Origin of the sequence: Kitasatospora sp. NPDC048298, from assembly GCF_043201465.1 — a bacterium.
Taxonomy (GTDB): Bacteria; Actinomycetota; Actinomycetes; order Streptomycetales; family Streptomycetaceae; genus Kitasatospora.
This window is the reverse complement of the sequence record NZ_JBICYZ010000044.1, coordinates 68,313-82,766: the sequence shown is the minus strand read 5'-3', so window position 1 is coordinate 82,766 and position 14,454 is coordinate 68,313. Positions and strand designations below refer to the sequence as shown.

11 protein-coding genes are annotated in these 14,454 nt (G+C 73.1%); 7 read left to right on the top strand and 4 right to left on the bottom strand.

Annotated features, from left to right (window positions below; translation table 11 throughout):
- Nucleotides 1-528: 528 nt before the first annotated feature.
- Together ACGF0D_RS28585 and ptsP are read left to right on the top strand one after the other, a co-directional pair.
- A complete protein-coding gene (locus ACGF0D_RS28585) occupies nucleotides 529-978 on the top strand; it encodes a PTS glucose transporter subunit IIA (protein ID WP_392883871.1) in 450 nt (149 codons plus the stop codon).
- 96 nt (nucleotides 979-1,074) lie between these two features.
- Complete coding sequence (gene ptsP, locus ACGF0D_RS28580; protein WP_392883872.1) at nucleotides 1,075-2,745, top strand: phosphoenolpyruvate--protein phosphotransferase; 1,671 nt, start codon at nucleotides 1,075-1,077, stop codon at nucleotides 2,743-2,745.
- Nucleotides 2,746-2,817: 72 nt separating this feature from the next.
- Here the strand turns inward: ptsP and ACGF0D_RS28575 are convergent, their stop codons facing one another.
- The 3 genes from ACGF0D_RS28575 to ACGF0D_RS28565 all read right to left on the bottom strand — a co-directional run bounded on the left by ACGF0D_RS28575 (nucleotide 2,818) and on the right by ACGF0D_RS28565 (nucleotide 6,478).
- Complete coding sequence (locus tag ACGF0D_RS28575; protein WP_392921059.1) at nucleotides 2,818-4,836, bottom strand: acetoacetate--CoA ligase; 2,019 nt, start codon at nucleotides 4,834-4,836, stop codon at nucleotides 2,818-2,820.
- Between the two features lie 140 nt (nucleotides 4,837-4,976).
- Nucleotides 4,977-5,525: an NUDIX domain-containing protein gene (locus ACGF0D_RS28570; RefSeq protein ID WP_392921057.1), complete on the bottom strand. Its 549-nt coding sequence runs from the start codon at nucleotides 5,523-5,525 to the stop codon at nucleotides 4,977-4,979.
- Between the two features lie 50 nt (nucleotides 5,526-5,575).
- A complete protein-coding gene (locus ACGF0D_RS28565) occupies nucleotides 5,576-6,478 on the bottom strand; it encodes an NUDIX domain-containing protein (protein WP_392921055.1) in 903 nt (300 codons plus the stop codon).
- Nucleotides 6,479-6,662: 184 nt separating this feature from the next.
- On the opposite strand from ACGF0D_RS28565, the gene mmuM reads away from it, so the two are divergent.
- From mmuM to ACGF0D_RS28540, 5 genes are all read left to right on the top strand, one after another.
- Nucleotides 6,663-7,607, top strand: coding sequence for a homocysteine S-methyltransferase (gene mmuM / locus ACGF0D_RS28560; RefSeq protein ID WP_392883878.1), 945 nt, complete (start codon nucleotides 6,663-6,665; stop codon nucleotides 7,605-7,607).
- Between the two features lie 194 nt (nucleotides 7,608-7,801).
- Nucleotides 7,802-8,566, top strand: coding sequence for an IclR family transcriptional regulator (locus ACGF0D_RS28555; protein WP_392921054.1), 765 nt, complete (start codon nucleotides 7,802-7,804; stop codon nucleotides 8,564-8,566).
- Between the two features lie 398 nt (nucleotides 8,567-8,964).
- Nucleotides 8,965-9,684, top strand: a complete 720-nt coding sequence (locus ACGF0D_RS28550) for an MIP/aquaporin family protein (protein WP_392883881.1) — start codon at nucleotides 8,965-8,967, stop codon at nucleotides 9,682-9,684.
- Between the two features lie 113 nt (nucleotides 9,685-9,797).
- On the top strand, nucleotides 9,798-11,318 hold the full coding sequence (gene glpK, locus ACGF0D_RS28545) for a glycerol kinase GlpK (protein ID WP_392883883.1): 1,521 nt from the start codon (nucleotides 9,798-9,800) through the stop codon (nucleotides 11,316-11,318).
- A gap of 172 nt (nucleotides 11,319-11,490) precedes the next feature.
- Nucleotides 11,491-13,086, top strand: a complete 1,596-nt coding sequence (locus ACGF0D_RS28540) for an FAD-dependent oxidoreductase (RefSeq protein WP_392883885.1) — start codon at nucleotides 11,491-11,493, stop codon at nucleotides 13,084-13,086.
- A gap of 107 nt (nucleotides 13,087-13,193) precedes the next feature.
- On the opposite strand, the gene ACGF0D_RS28535 is transcribed toward ACGF0D_RS28540, so the two are convergent.
- Nucleotides 13,194-14,414: an amidohydrolase family protein gene (locus tag ACGF0D_RS28535; protein WP_392921052.1), complete on the bottom strand. Its 1,221-nt coding sequence runs from the start codon at nucleotides 14,412-14,414 to the stop codon at nucleotides 13,194-13,196.
- Between the last annotated feature and the right edge of the window lie 40 nt (nucleotides 14,415-14,454).

Genomic DNA, 14,454 nt, shown 5'->3' with positions numbered 1-14,454 from the left:
CTGAGGCCGGGGATGTCAACATATCTGGCGTTGACTTTTGGCACGCTGTTGAGTTCTCAAGGAACGGACGCTTCCTTCGGACCGCCTTCCAGCGGGCCCTCCGGGCTTCGTTCTTTCGTGTTTCCAGCCTAGCAGATGTTTTCCGCTCCGTTTACCGGGGCTTTTCACATCTGCAATCTGGCGTTAACCGCGGAGTCGCGGCGACTCGACCAACCATAGCGGGTGGCCGACCGGAGCGCGAATCGGGGCGCACCGGGAGTCCCCCGGACGGCGGCATGATTTGTTGCTCTCGCGAGCATATACAGCAATGGTCCCGTTTCGCCAAGATGCCTGTAGAGTGCGGCGCATCGGCCAAGAGGACTAGACCACTCGCGGGCCGGTGAGCCGCCGGCCGACTGGGCAGGCGCGGGCGGTTCTTCGCCCGGGAATGTCAGCAGATGTCCCTAGTTGACATCATTTAGGCTTCAGTTGATCGTCGTGCCGCTCCTCGCGGCCGCTCGCTGTACCGCGTACTTGGGAGGCACAACCATGACCACTGTGACGTCGCCGCTGACCGGCAAGATCGTGGGGCTCGCGGGCGTGCCCGACCCGGTGTTCTCGGGTGCGATGGTCGGCCCGGGCACCGCGATCGACCCGGTGCGTGAGCAGACCACGGCGCTCGCCCCAGTGGACGGTGTCGTCGTCTCCATGCACCCGCACGCGTTCGTCGTGGTGGACGCCGAGGGCCACGGTGTGCTGACCCACCTCGGGATCGACACCGTCCAGCTGAACGGCGAGGGCTTCGAGCTGCTCGTCGCCAAGGGCGACACGGTGACCCGCGGTCAGGCCGTCATCAAGTGGGACCCGGCCGCCGTCGAGGCCGCCGGCAAGTCGCCGATCTCGCCGATCGTGGCCCTGGAGGCCACCGCCGAGTCGCTCGGCGACCTGCGGGAGGACGGCGAGGCCAAGGCGGGCGACCAGCTGTTCAGCTGGAGCTGATCTCTTCCTTCCGACACCCGCCCCGAACGAGATGACGGGGCGGCCCCCACACAGCGGTTCCCGGCGGGGCCGCTCATCTCAGCGGAGACAGGTGACATGGAGAAGACGCTGCGCGGCGTGGGCGTGAGCCACGGGGTCGCGATCGGCCAGGTGCGGCACATGGGGACGGCGGTACTGGAGCCCCCGGCCACCCAGATCCCGACCGAGGACGCCCCGCGGGAGCAGGCCCGGGCCCAGGCCGCCGTCGAGGCGGTCGCCGCCGACCTCATCGCGCGCGGCAACCTCGCGGGGGGCGAGGCGCAGGCCGTACTGGAGGCCCAGGCGCTGATGGCGCAGGATCCTGAGCTGATGGCCGACGTGTCCCGCCGGATCGCCGTCGGCAGCAGCGCCGAGCGTGGCGTCTACGACGCGTTCGCGGCCTACCGGGCGCTGCTCGCCTCCGCCGGGGAGTACCTGGCCGGGCGGGTCGCCGACCTGGACGACGTTCGCAACCGGATCGTGGCCCGGCTGCTCGGTGTGCCGATGCCGGGCGTGCCGGACAGCGACGAGCCGTACGTGCTGTTCGCGCGGGACCTGGCGCCGGCCGACACCGCGCTGCTCGACCCGACGCTGGTGCTCGGCTTCGTGACCGAGGAGGGCGGGCCGACCAGCCACAGCGCCATCCTGGCCCGGGCGATGGGTGTGCCGGCCGTCGTGGCACTGCCGGGTGCGATCGAGGTCGCCGAGGGCACCGTCGTCGCGGTGGACGGCAGCTCCGGCGACGTGCTGGTGGAGCCGTCCCGGGAGAAGCAGGACGAGCTGCGGGCGGTCGCCGCCGAGCGCAAGGCCGCGCTGGCCTCCTCCTCCGGCCCGGGGCAGACCTCGGACGGTCACCGGGTGCCGCTGCTGGCGAACGTGGGCGGTCCGGCCGACGTGCCGGCCGCGCTGGAGAACGGCGCCGAGGGCGTCGGCCTGTTCCGCACCGAGTTCCTCTTCCTGGACGACTCGGCGAAGGCGCCCAGTGCCGAGAAGCAGGTCGAGGCGTACCGCAAGGTGCTGGAGGCCTTCCCCGAGGGCCGGGTCGTGGTCCGGGTGCTGGACGCCGGCGCCGACAAGCCGCTGGACTTCCTCACCCCCGCCGACGAGCCGAACCCGGCGCTGGGCGTGCGCGGGCTGCGCACCCTGCTCGAGCACCCCGACGTGCTGCGCACCCAGCTCGAGGCGCTGGCCAAGGCGGCCGAGGGGCTGCCGGTGCACCTTGAGGTGATGGCCCCGATGGTGGCCGACCGCAAGGACGCCAAGGACTTCGCGGCCGCGTGCCGGGAGGCCGGGCTGGACGCCAAGTTCGGTGCGATGGTGGAGATCCCGTCGGCCGCGCTGCGCGCCAGGGCGATCCTCCAGGAGGTCGAGTTCCTGTCGCTGGGGACCAACGACCTCGCCCAGTACACCTTCGCGGCCGACCGTCAGGTCGGTGCGCTGGCCCGGCTCCAGGACCCGTGGCAGCCGGCCCTGCTGGACCTGGTCGCCGCGGCGGCCGACGCGGCGCGGGTGAGCGGCAAGAGCTGCGGCGTCTGCGGCGAGGCGGCCTCCGACCCGCTGCTGGCCGTGGTGCTGACCGGTCTGGGCGTCACCAGCCTGTCGATGGGCGCGGCCTCGATCCCCTACGTGCGGACCACGCTCGCCAAGTACACGCTGGCGCAGTGCCGCCGGGCGGCCGAGGCGGCCCGGGCCGCGGACAGCGCCGAGGAGGCGCGGGCCGCGGCGCAGCAGGTGCTCTCCGGCGAGTGACGGCATAAGAGACGAGAAGGGGGCGCTCCCACCATCGCGGTGGGGGCGCCCCTTTCGTTCGCGCCGGGCCGGTCAGGCCTGGCGGTCGAGGCGGAGCCGCTCGAAGAAGCGCAGGTGCTCGAGGTGGTCGACGGAGCCGGGGTTGACGGCCTGCTCCAGCGGGGTGCCGGAGAGGATGCGCTTGACCGGGACCTCGATCCGCTTGCCGGTGAGGGTGTGCGGGAGGCCGCCGACGGCGATGACCTCGTCGGGCACGTGGCGCGGGGAGAGCTCGGTGCGCAGCGAGGTGCGGACGCGCCCGATCACGTCGTCGGTCAGCTCCGCGCCGGGGGCGAGGACGACGAACAGCGGCATCCAGTAGCCGCCGTCGGGCTCCTCCAGGCCGATGACCAGGGACTCGGCGATCTCGGGGAGGCGCTCGACGACCTCGTAGATGTCCGAGGAGCCCATCCGGACGCCCTGGCGGTTGAGGGTGGAGTCGGAGCGGCCGTGGATGACGACGGTGCCGCGGGAGGTGACGGTGATCCAGTCGCCGTGGCGCCAGATGCCGGGGTAGGTGTCGAAGTAGCTGTCGTGGTAGCGGGTGCCCTCGGGATCGTTCCAGAAGCCGGTGGGCATCGACGGGATGGGCTTGGTGACGACGAGCTCGCCGACGGCGTCGGTGTGGGGGTGGCCCTGGGCGTCCCAGGACTCGACGGCCGCGCCGAGGCAGGGGGCCTGGATCTCGCCGAGGTGCACGGGGAGGGTGGGGACACCGCCGACGAAGCAGGAGCAGACGTCGGTGCCGCCGCTGACGGAGGCGAGCCAGACGTCCTGCTTGACCTCGTCGTAGATCCAGCGGAAGCCGTCGGGCGGGAGCGGGGAGCCGGTGGTGCCGATGCAGCGGACGGCGGAGAGGTCGAGGTCGCGGCCGGGGTGGAGTTCGGCCTTGCGGCTGGCGATCACGTAGGCGGCGGAGGTGCCGAGGACGGTGGCGCCGGTGCGGGCGGCGACCGACCAGAGGGCGCCGGTGTCGGGGTGCCCGGGGCTGCCGTCGTAGGTGACGATCGTGGACCCGACGAGGAGGCCGGCCAGCAGGAAGTTCCACATCATCCAGCCGGTGGAGGTGTACCAGAGGAAGCGGTCCCGCGGGCCGAGGTCGAGGTGGAGGCCGGCCTGCTTGAGGTGTTCGAGCAGGATGCCGCCCTGGCTCTGGACGATGGCCTTGGGCAGGCCGGTGGTGCCGGAGGAGTAGAGCACCCAGAGCGGGTGGTCGAAGGGGACGGCCTCGAAGACCGGCTCCACGTCGTCGGCGACCAGGTCGTCCCAGTTCAGGGCGCCCTCGGGGGCGGGGGCGCCGAGCAGCGGGACGTGGACGACGGTGTGCAGGCTGGGCAGTTCGCGGCGCAGTTCGGCGACGACCTCGGTGCGGTCGTGGTCCTTGCCGCCGTAGTGGTAGCCGTCGATGGCGAACAGGACGGCGGGCTCGATCTGCTGGAGGCGGTCGAGGACGCTGCGGGCGCCGAAGTCGGGGGCGCAGCTGGTCCAGACCGCGCCGACGGCAGCGGTGGCGAGGAGGGCGACGGCGGCCTGCGGGACGTTGGGCAGATAGGCGCTGACCCGGTCGCCGGGACCGATGCCGCGGGCGCGCAGGGCCGCGGCCAGCGAGCCGACCTGGCGGCGGAGTTCGGACCAGGTGAGGACGGCCGGCTGCTCGGTGGTCTCGTCGAGGTGGAGGATCGCGGGGTGGTCGGCGTTGGCGGGGTTGTCCGCCGCGCGCAGGGCGTGCTCGGCGTAGTTGAGGCGGGCGCCGGGGAACCAGCGGGCGCCGGGCATGGTGGCGTCGGCGAGGACGGCTTCGGGGGCCTGCCGAAAGCGGACGTCGAACCACTGGGTGATCGCGGTCCAGAACCGGTCGAGGTCCTCGGTGGACCAGGCGTGCAGGGCGGCGTAGCGCTCGGCGGCCTGCTGGTCGTCGGTGGCCGGGGCGAGGGGGGCGGCCGGGGCGCCGTGATGTTCGGCGGCCCAGGCCTGGAAGGCCACCAGGGTGGTGTCGGCGGCGCGAGCGGGGGTGGGGCGCCAGAGCGGCTGGTCCTGTGGTGGGGTGCTCACGGTGGTGGTCTCCCGGCCGGTGGTGGGGACGGGAGGGCTCGTGGCAGACCCGTCCGGTTGGGCTGTCGGTGCAGACCATGCCACGTGATCGCCCGCCGCGCCAGGGTCGGCCGATGGGTGGACGGGAGGTCGGCGGGAGGTCAGCGCCGGGTGAACTCGCCGCCGAACCAGCGGCGCAGGACGCCGTTGTGGAAGTCCCAGACGAGTGGGGTCTCGGCGGTGGCGAGCAGCCAGCCGTCGGTCTCGTCGGTGGGGCGCGAGGGCGGGAGGTCGGCGAGCGGTCTGGCCGGGAGTAGTCCGCAGAGCATCACGAAGCGGCCGTTGGGGTCGGAGGCGGTGTGGATCAGGGTGATCTCGGCCGCGTCGGCGGTGATACCGGTCTCCTCGTGCAGTTCGCGCACGCAGGCCTGCTGCCAGCTCTCGCCGTAGTCCATGTAGCCACCGGGGAAGGCGAGTTCGCCGTAGCCGGGCTCGATGGTGCGGCGGATGACGACCAGGGCGGGGTCGGCGTCGGGGCGGGTGACGGGGAGGACGGTGACCGCGACGGGCAGCGGGTTGCGGTAGCTGATCTCGGCGCAGCCGGGGCAGGTGCGCGGCCAGGCGAGGGTGCCGGGCGGGTAGGGCGTGCCGCAGAAGTGGCAGTGCGAGAACGGCCGGTGGGCGCTCTGGATCGCTTCGTCAGTCGTCATGGCCGGATGGTAGCCCGGCCGTCGGCGGTGGTGCCCCGGGCCGGGGAGGCTCAGGGCGCCCCGGTGTCCTCGGTGCTCTCCTCCCGGGCGGGGCGGAGCAGCGCGGGGTGCAGCAGCCGGGCGTCGCCGGCGTGGTAGGTGCGGGCACGGGGGCCGCCGCGGGCGCCGCCGCGCTCGGTGGTGGTGCCGGTGCTCTCGACGAAGCCGGGCACCGACAGCACCTTGCGGTGGAAGTTGCCGGGGTGGAGCTTCTCGTCCCAGACCGCCTCGTAGACGGCGCGGAGGTCGGGGATGGTGAAGTCGTACGGCAGGAAGGCGGTGGCCAGCGGGCTGTACTCGAGTTTGGCGCGCACCCGGTCGAGGCCGTCGGCGAGGATGCGGGCGTGGTCGAAGGCCAGCGTGAGCGGGCCGGGGCCGGTGCGCCCGTCGACGCCACCCCCGTGGGTGTCGGCGGGCACACCGGCGGCTCGGGACCGGCCACGGGGCCGGAGGTCCAGGTCGGAGACGGGGTGCCAGGCGGCGGCCGCGGCGTCCGTCCCGGCCTGGGGGTCGGGCAGGTCGGGGGCGAAGGCGAGGTAGGCGACGGAGACGACGTGCATCCGAGGGTCCCGCTCGGGGGCGCCGTAGCTGCCGAGCTGTTCGAGGTGGAGCCGGCAGAGCGTCTCGGTCGCGGAGGCGCCCCGCAGGCCCGTCTCCTCCGCGAGCTCGCGGGCCGCGGCCTCGTCCAAGCTCTCCTCGCCGGCCCGCAGGAAGCCGCCGGGCAGCGCCCAGCAGCCCTGGTGGGGCGGGGCGCCGCGCTCGACGAGCAGCACGTGCAGGCTGCCGTGGCGCAACGTCAGGGCGACCACGTCCACGGTGACGGCGACCGGGGCGTAGGCGCGCGGATCGTACGCGGCGAGCCACTCCTGTTCGGCTCGGGGCCCGGTGAAGGGCGGTTGGTCGTCCACTGCCATCGCCGGGCTCCCTTCCGTGCGTTCCGGTGCCGCCGGCCTGGCCGCCGGTGCTGTTCTTCTCGGGCTGAGCACAACGTAACGAGCGCTTTCCCCGGCGGCAAACGGTTTTCCTCCACGGCCGGGGCACTCGGCCGGAGCGCCCCGTCCTAGGCTGTGACCAGGAACTCTGCCAGAGGAGACCGACATGCCCATTCTCCCCCCGCCCGACTTCGTCGCCGCGCTGGCCGCCGGTCCGCTGGTGCTCGACGGAGGGATGTCGAACCAGTTGGCGGCGGACGGGCACGACCTCTCGGACGAGCTGTGGTCCGCGCGGCTGCTGGCGGACGACCCGCAGGCGGTGCTGGCGGCGCACCGGGCGTACTTCGCGGCGGGCGCGGACGTCGCGATATCCGCGAGCTACCAGGCGAGTTTCGAGGGCTTCGCGCGCCGCGGGGTCGGCCGGGCGCAGGCCGCGCGGCTGCTGGCGAGCAGTGTGGAGCTGGCCCGGGAGGCGGCGCGCCCGGAGCCGGGCGGGCGGCGGCGCTGGGTGGCGGCCTCGGTGGGCCCGTACGGGGCGGTGCTGGCGGACGGCTCGGAGTACCGGGGCCGGTACGGGCTGAGCGTCGCGGAGCTGGCGGACTTCCACCGGCCGCGGCTGGAGGTGCTGGCGGCGGCCCGGCCGGACGTGCTGGCGCTGGAGACGGTGCCGGACGTGGACGAGGCGCGGGCGCTGCTGGGACTGGTGCGCGGGCTGGGGGTGCCGGCCTGGCTGTCGTACAGCATCGAGGGTGACCGGACCAGGGCCGGGCAGCCGCTGGCGGAGGCCTTCGCGGTGGCCGCCGGGGTGGACGAGGTGGTCGCGGTGGGCGTCAACTGCTGCACGCCGCGGGACGCGGACCGGGCGGTGGCGGTGGCCGCCGAGGTGACCGGGAAGCCGGTGGTGGTCTACCCGAACAGCGGGGAGCGCTGGGACGCCGCCCGTCGGGGCTGGCGCGGCGAGCCGACCTTCCGCTCGGCCCGGGTGGATGGCTGGCTCGCGGACGGCGCGCGGCTGGTGGGCGGCTGCTGCCGGGTCGGGACGGACGGGATCGCCGCGCTGGCGGCGGAGGTGACGGTGCAGCGGACGCAGCGGGCGGGAGCGTCGGACTGACGGCGCGGGCGGGGTGCCGGCGCGGCGGGCGGGAGCGCACGCGACGGCCCGGACCGCGGGTCGACGCCGCTGGTCGACAGGGGTCGGGGGCGGTTACCCGGGGGGAAGGTGCACGGAGCCTCGGCGGCCTGGCAGACTCGTCCCGTCACCCCTGCGGTCGACAATGTCGACCGCCTGTCAGCGCGGAGGTTCCCATGCCCGGCCCGATCCAGTCGCTTTCCCGGGCCGCCGCGATCCTGCGGCTGCTGGCCGGCGGCGAGCGCCGGCTGGGCCTGTCCGAGGTCGCGACGGCGCTGGACCTGGCCAAGGGCACCGCGCACGGCATCCTGCGCACGCTGCAGCAGGAGGGGTTCGTCGAGCAGGACCCGGAGAGCGGCAAGTACCAGCTGGGCGCCGAACTGCTGCGGCTGGGGCAGAGCTACCTGGACGTGCACGAGCTGCGGGCGCGGGCGCTGGTGTGGGCGGACGACCTGGCCCGGGCGGCCGGGGAGACGGTCTACCTCGGGGTGCTGCACCAGCAGGGCGTGCTGATCGTGCACCACGTGTTCCGGCCGGACGACACCCGGCAGGTGCTGGAGGTGGGCTCGATGCAGCCGCTGCACAGCACCGCGCTGGGCAAGGTGCTGGTGGCCTACGACCCGGTCGCGCGTGGGGAGTTGGGCGACGGACCGTACGAGTCGTACACCATGCGGACGCTGACCGAGGCGGCCGACGTGGACGCCGAGTGCGCGCTGATCCGGGAGCGCGGCTGGGCGGACTCGATCGAGGAGACCTGGGAGGGCGTGGCCTCGATCGGCGCGCTGATCCAGGACCGGCGGCGCAACCCGGTGGGCGCGGTATGCATCAGCGGGGCGGTGGAGCGGGTCTGCGAGGACGGCTTCGTGAAGCCCTCGCTGGTGGCCTCGGTGCGCAGCGCGGCGCGGGCGATCTCCCGCGACCTGGGCGCCGGACGGTTCTGAGCGCACCCCCACGGACCCACCCTCCGAGCGCACCCCCGGGTACGTCTCGGAGCACACCTCGGAGTACGTCTCCGAACACACCCACGGACGGCTCGCCCAGAGCCGCCGATTCGTCACGTCGAGGCGCGGACGGCCGGGAGGCCTGTCCGCGCCTCGGGCGTTTTGTCCGGTTTCGGGACGCTCCCCTCGGTAGCCTCGACGGACCCGTCGAGGCGCGGGTCACAGCTGCGTAACCCCGCCTTGACGTGGGGGCGACCTGGGGAGGAAGCTTCCGCATGACGGTCGACATTGTCGAACGATGGCCGGAGAGATCACTCCCACAGTGAGCTCACCCGCACAGCGATCGACCGACCGCCTGCCCCCACCACCCTCCGGGCCATATGGACAAGGGAGTCTTTGTGTCCGCGTTCTCCAACGGCGACGTCTTCGTCGGCGAAACCCTCGGCACCGCCGCCCTGATACTTCTCGGCGGTGGCGTCTGCGCCGCCGTGACCCTGAAGAAGTCGAAGGCCGTCAACGCCGGTTGGCTGGCGATCACCTTCGGCTGGGGATTCGCGGTCCTCATCGCCGCCTACATGTCGGCTCCGAAGTCCGGTGCCCACCTCAACCCGGCCGTCACCATCGCCCTCGCGGTCAAGAGCGGCGACTGGAGCCAGGTGCCGCTCTACCTCGGCTCCCAGCTGCTCGGCGCGATCATCGGCGCCGTACTGGTCTGGGCCACCTACCTGGGCCAGTTCAACGCGAACGAGGAGCCCACCCTCGGCATCTTCTCGACCGGCCCCGAGATCCGGAACCCGATCCAGAACGTGATCACCGAGGTCATCGGCACCTTCGTGCTCTGCTTCGCGATCCTCACCATCGGCACCAACTCCGGACTCTCCCAGTCCGGCACCGGCACCCTGATGGTCGCCTTCACCGTCGTCGGCATCGGCCTCTCGCTGGGCGGCCCGACCGGCTACGCGATCAACCCGGCCCGTGACCTCGGCCCGCGCATCGCCCACGCCCTGCTGCCGATCCCGAACAAGGGCGGCTCCGACTGGTCGTACGCCTGGATCCCGGTCGTCGGCCCGATCCTGGGCGGCCTGGCGGCCGGCGGCGTCTACAACGCCATCTTCTAGAGACCCCTCTCGAAATGAGCGGTGTCGACCCCGCCGCACACGGGGACTGACCGAGCAGGCTCGTCAGGCCCACCCACCCCGTATCCCCCGAACCAGAGCCGAGGACCCTCCCCATGACCTCCACCGGTAACTACATCGCCGCGATCGACCAGGGCACCACCTCCAGCCGCTGCATCATCTTCGGCGCCGACGGCCGCATCGTCGCCGTCGACCAGCAGGAGCACCGGCAGATCTTCCCCCAGCCCGGCTACGTCGAGCACGACGCCGCCGAGATCTGGACCCGGGTGCAGTCGGTCGTCCGCGGCGCGCTGGAGAAGGCCGGCCTGACCAAGGACGACATCCGCGCGATCGGCATCACCAACCAGCGCGAGACCACCGTCCTGTGGGACAAGAACACCGGCGAGCCGGTGCACAACGCGCTGGTGTGGCAGGACACCCGCACCGAGGGGCTCTGCCGCGAGCTGGGCCGCAACGTCGGCCAGGACCGCTTCCGCCGCGAGACCGGCCTCCCCCTGGCCAGCTACTTCGCCGGCCCGAAGATCCGCTGGCTGCTGGACAACGTCGAGGGCCTGCGCGAGCGCGCCGAGGCCGGCGACATCCTCTTCGGCACCATGGACACCTGGGTGATCTGGAACCTCACCGGCGGTGTCAACGGCGGCAAGCACGTCACGGACGTCACCAACGCCAGCCGCACCATGCTGATGAACCTGCACACCCTGCAGTGGGACGACAAGATCGCCGAGTCGATGGACGTCCCGATGTCCGTCCTGCCGGAGATCCGCTCCTCCGCCGAGGTGTACGGCGAGGCCGTCGGCGACCTGGCCGGCGTCCCCGTCGCCTCCGCGCTCGGCGACCAGCAGGCCGCGCTGTTCGGCCAGACCTGCTTCGACGAGGGCGAGGCCAAGTCCACCTACGGCACCGGCACCTTCCTGCTGCTGAACACCGGCGAGAAGGTCGTCAACTCGTACCACGGCCTGCTGACCACCGTCGGCTACCGGATCGGCGACCAGGCCCCGGTGTACGCCCTGGAAGGCTCGATCGCCGTCACCGGCTCGCTCGTCCAGTGGCTGCGCGACCAGCTCGGCATCATCTCCACCGCCGCCGAGATCGAGACCCTCGCCAACACCGTCGAGGACAACGGCGGCGCCTACTTCGTCCCGGCCTTCTCCGGCCTGTTCGCCCCGTACTGGCGCTCCGACGCCCGCGGTGTGATCGCCGGCCTGACCCGGTACGTCACCAAGGGCCACCTGGCCCGGGCCGTCCTGGAGGCCACCGCCTGGCAGACCCGCGAGGTCGTCGACGCCATGCAGAAGGACTCCGGGGTCGAGCTCACCGCCCTCAAGGTCGACGGCGGCATGACCAGCAACAACCTGCTCATGCAGAACATCGCCGACGTCCTGGACGCCCCGGTCGAGCGCCCGTACGTGGCCGAGACCACCGCCCTCGGCGCCGCCTACGCGGCCGGTCTCGCCGTCGGCTTCTGGAACGACCTCGACACCCTGCGGGCCAACTGGCACCGCGCCGCCGAGTGGACCCCGCGCATGGACGAGGCCACCCGGGAGCGCGAGTACAAGAAGTGGCTCAAGGCCGTGGAGCGCACCATGGACTGGGTGGAGGAGGAAGAGAACAACTGACCGACGAGCCGGTCGGGGCTCCGCGCCCCGGCCGGCCGCCCGCTGTTCCGACAACGGGCGTCACTGGTTTCACGGCCCGCCGCACCGGGCCGACCGGCCTCTCCCGCAGGGGCCGCACCGCACACGAGAGGAGTAACGGCGCCGCCCGACCCGCGCGCCGTACACAACCACCATGGCAACCATCCCGACCCTGGGCGCCGAGCGCACCGCCGGCCGCACCGCTTCCCGCGCCGAGACCCGCGAGCTGCTCGGCAAGGCCACCTACGACCTGCTGGTGATCGGGGGCGGCATCCTCGGCACGGCCGTCGCCTGGACCGCGTCCCAGGCCGGCCTGAAGGTCGCCATGGTCGACGCCGGCGACTTCGCCGGCGCCACCTCCAGCGCCTCCTCCAAGCTCGTCCACGGCGGTCTGCGCTACCTGCAGACCGGCGCGGTCAAGCTGGTCGCGGAGAACCACAAGGAGCGCCGCGCGCTCTCCACCGACGTGGCCCCGCACCTGGTCAACCCGCTGACCTTCTTCGTGCCGGTCTACAAGGGCGGCCCGCACGGCGCCGCCAAGCTCGGCGCCGGCGTCTTCCTCTACTCGGCGCTGTCCGCCTTCCGCGACGGCATGGGCCGGGTCTCCACCGCCGCGCACGCCGCCCAGCAGGTGCCCGCGCTGCGCACCGAGGGCCTGCGCTCGGTGGCCGTCTACGGCGACCACCAGATGAACGACTCGCGCGTCGCCGTGATGACCGTGCGCGCCGCGGTCGACGCCGGCGCCGTGGTGCTCAACCACGCCGAGGTCACCGGCCTGCGCTTCACCGGCGGCCGGGTCACCGGCGCCGAGCTGCGCGACCGCCTGGACGGCAGCGAGTTCGGCATCGACGCCCGCCTGGTGCTGAACGCCACCGGCCCGTGGGTCGACCACCTGCGCAAGATGGAGGACGCCGGCGCCGCGCCGTCGATCCGCCTCTCCAAGGGCGCCCACGTGGTCGTCAAGCGCCGCTCGCCGTGGCGCGCCGCGCTGACCATCCCGATCGACAAGTACCGCGTCTCCTTCGCCATCCCGTGGGAGGACCACGTCCTGCTCGGCACCACCGACGAGGAGTACACCGGCGACCCGAAGGACGTCCGGGCCACCGACGCGGACATCGACCAGATCATGGGCGAGGCCGCGCACGCCATCCGCGACGAGCACCTCGACCGCGACCTGATCACCTACTCCTTCGCCGGCCTGCGCGTGCTGCCGGGCGGCCCGGGCGACACCGCCGCCGCCAAGCGCGAGACGGTCGTCACCGAGGGCCGCGGCGGCATGCTGTCGGTCTCCGGCGGCAAGTGGACCACCTACCGGCACATCGGCCGCGCGGTGCTGGAGAAGCTGGCCCACGTGCCCGGCACCAGCCTCGGCGAGGACATGTCCCCGATCGCCCCGACCGTCCCGCTGCCGGGCGTCGGCGCGCCGAACGCGGTGGCGCACCGCCTGCTGATCGACCGCGAGCCCGGCTCGCGGATGGAGCCGCTGGTGGCCAAGCACCTGGCCAGCCACTACGGCACCCTGTCCTTCGACATCGCCCGCATGATCGACGAGAACCCGGAGCTCGGCCGCCCGATCCACGAGGACGGCCCGGACGTCTGGGCGCAGGTCGCGTACGCGGCGGACAACGAGTGGGCGTACACCGCGGACGACGTGCTGCGCCGCCGCACCACGATGACGGTGCGCGGGCTGGACACGCCGGAGATCAAGGCCGAGGTCGAGGCCTTCCTCGCGAAGCGCGGGAACAAGTAGGCACAGCCTCGCGAAGCGCGGGAACAAGTAGGCACATCGCTTTCGACGGGCGGGCGTTCGGGGTTTCCCCGGGCGCCCGCCCGCCGTTTCGCCGTACCCTCCGGCCGTCAGACCGGGACGCCGGCCTTGACCACCCGCTTCGGGTGCAGGTCGGGGCGGGTGAGCACGGTGAGGTCGGCGATCGGGTCGCCGTCGAGTACGAGCAGGTCGGCGTGGGCGCCCGGGGCGAGGGTGCCGATCTCCCCCGCCATGCCGAGCAGCCGGGCCGCCGTGGTGGTCGCCGAGCGCAGCACGTCCGCGACCGGCTGGACCTGGGCGCGCAGGGTGAACTCCTCCAGCTGGGCCGGGTGCATCGGGCCGAGCAGGTCGCTGCCGTAGACCAGGTCGACGCCCGCGCGGTGGGCGCGCTCCAGCGCCTCCAGGCCCCGGTCACGGACCTCGGCGAGCTTGCCCAGGGAGGCGGCCGGCAGGCCGGAGGCGGCGCCGAGCCTGGCGGTCTGCTCGTAGGCGACCAGGGTCGGCACCAGGAAGGCCTCCTTCTCCAGCAGCAGGGCGACGGTGGTGTCGTCCAGCAGGTTGCCGTGCTCGACGCAGCGCACGCCGGCCCGCAGGGCGCGGTCGATCGCCCGCGGGTGGTAGGCGTGCACGGTGACGTAGCGGTTGTGGTTGTCGGCCTCCTCGACGGCCGCGCGGATCTCCTCCTCGCTGTACTGGACGGCGGCGATCTCGTCGTGCGGGGAGGCGACGCCGCCGGAGAGCAGCACCTTGAGGTGGCGGGCGCCCTTGCGGAACTCGTCCCGGGCGGCGGCCCGCACCGCGTCCACGCCGTCGGCGATCCGGCCGAAGTGCGGGCGGGCCTCGCAGCAGGGCAGGGCGTCGTCACCGAGCGGGCGCAGGTCGCCGTGGCCCCCGGTCTGGGAGAGCGCCTTGCCGCCGTGCAGCAGCCGCGGACCGGGCACCAGGCCCTCGGCCAGCGCGCGGGCCATCCCGTGGTCGGCGCCGCCGACGTCGCGGACGGTGGTGAAGCCGCGGCGCAGCATGCGCTCGGCCTCGGCGAGGGCCCGCACGGTGGCGTAGCCCGGGGTCCAGTCGGCCAGGTCACGCAGGTCGAGCGAGGTGACCAGCAGGTGGACGTGGGCGTCGATCAGGCCGGGCAGGACGGTGCCGCCGGCGGCGTCGAGGACCCGGACGCCCTCGATGGCGGTGGGCGGGCGGCCGGTCCCGGTGGCGGCGATCCGGCCGTCGGCGGCCTCCAGCCAGCCGAGGTCGGTACGGGTTCCGTCCTCGGGGTGGAAGAGGTGGGCGTTGGTGATCAGCAGTCGATTCACGATGGTGGCCCTCGTTTCAGTACGGCACGTATTGAATACG

Bases quoted from the DNA above. Each gene is read 5' to 3' on its own strand.
- ACGF0D_RS28585 (WP_392883871.1), top strand. From the start codon at position 529: ATGACCACTGTGACGTCGCCGCTGACCGGCAAGATCGTGGGGCTCGCG.
- ptsP (WP_392883872.1), top strand. From the start codon at position 1,075: ATGGAGAAGACGCTGCGCGGCGTGGGCGTGAGCCACGGGGTCGCGATC.
- ACGF0D_RS28570 (WP_392921057.1), bottom strand. From the start codon at position 5,525: ATGACGACTGACGAAGCGATCCAGAGCGCCCACCGGCCGTTCTCGCAC.
- ACGF0D_RS28565 (WP_392921055.1), bottom strand. From the start codon at position 6,478: ATGGCAGTGGACGACCAACCGCCCTTCACCGGGCCCCGAGCCGAACAG.
- mmuM (WP_392883878.1), top strand. From the start codon at position 6,663: ATGCCCATTCTCCCCCCGCCCGACTTCGTCGCCGCGCTGGCCGCCGGT.
- ACGF0D_RS28555 (WP_392921054.1), top strand. From the start codon at position 7,802: ATGCCCGGCCCGATCCAGTCGCTTTCCCGGGCCGCCGCGATCCTGCGG.
- glpK (WP_392883883.1), top strand. From the start codon at position 9,798: ATGACCTCCACCGGTAACTACATCGCCGCGATCGACCAGGGCACCACC.
- ACGF0D_RS28540 (WP_392883885.1), top strand. From the start codon at position 11,491: ATGGCAACCATCCCGACCCTGGGCGCCGAGCGCACCGCCGGCCGCACC.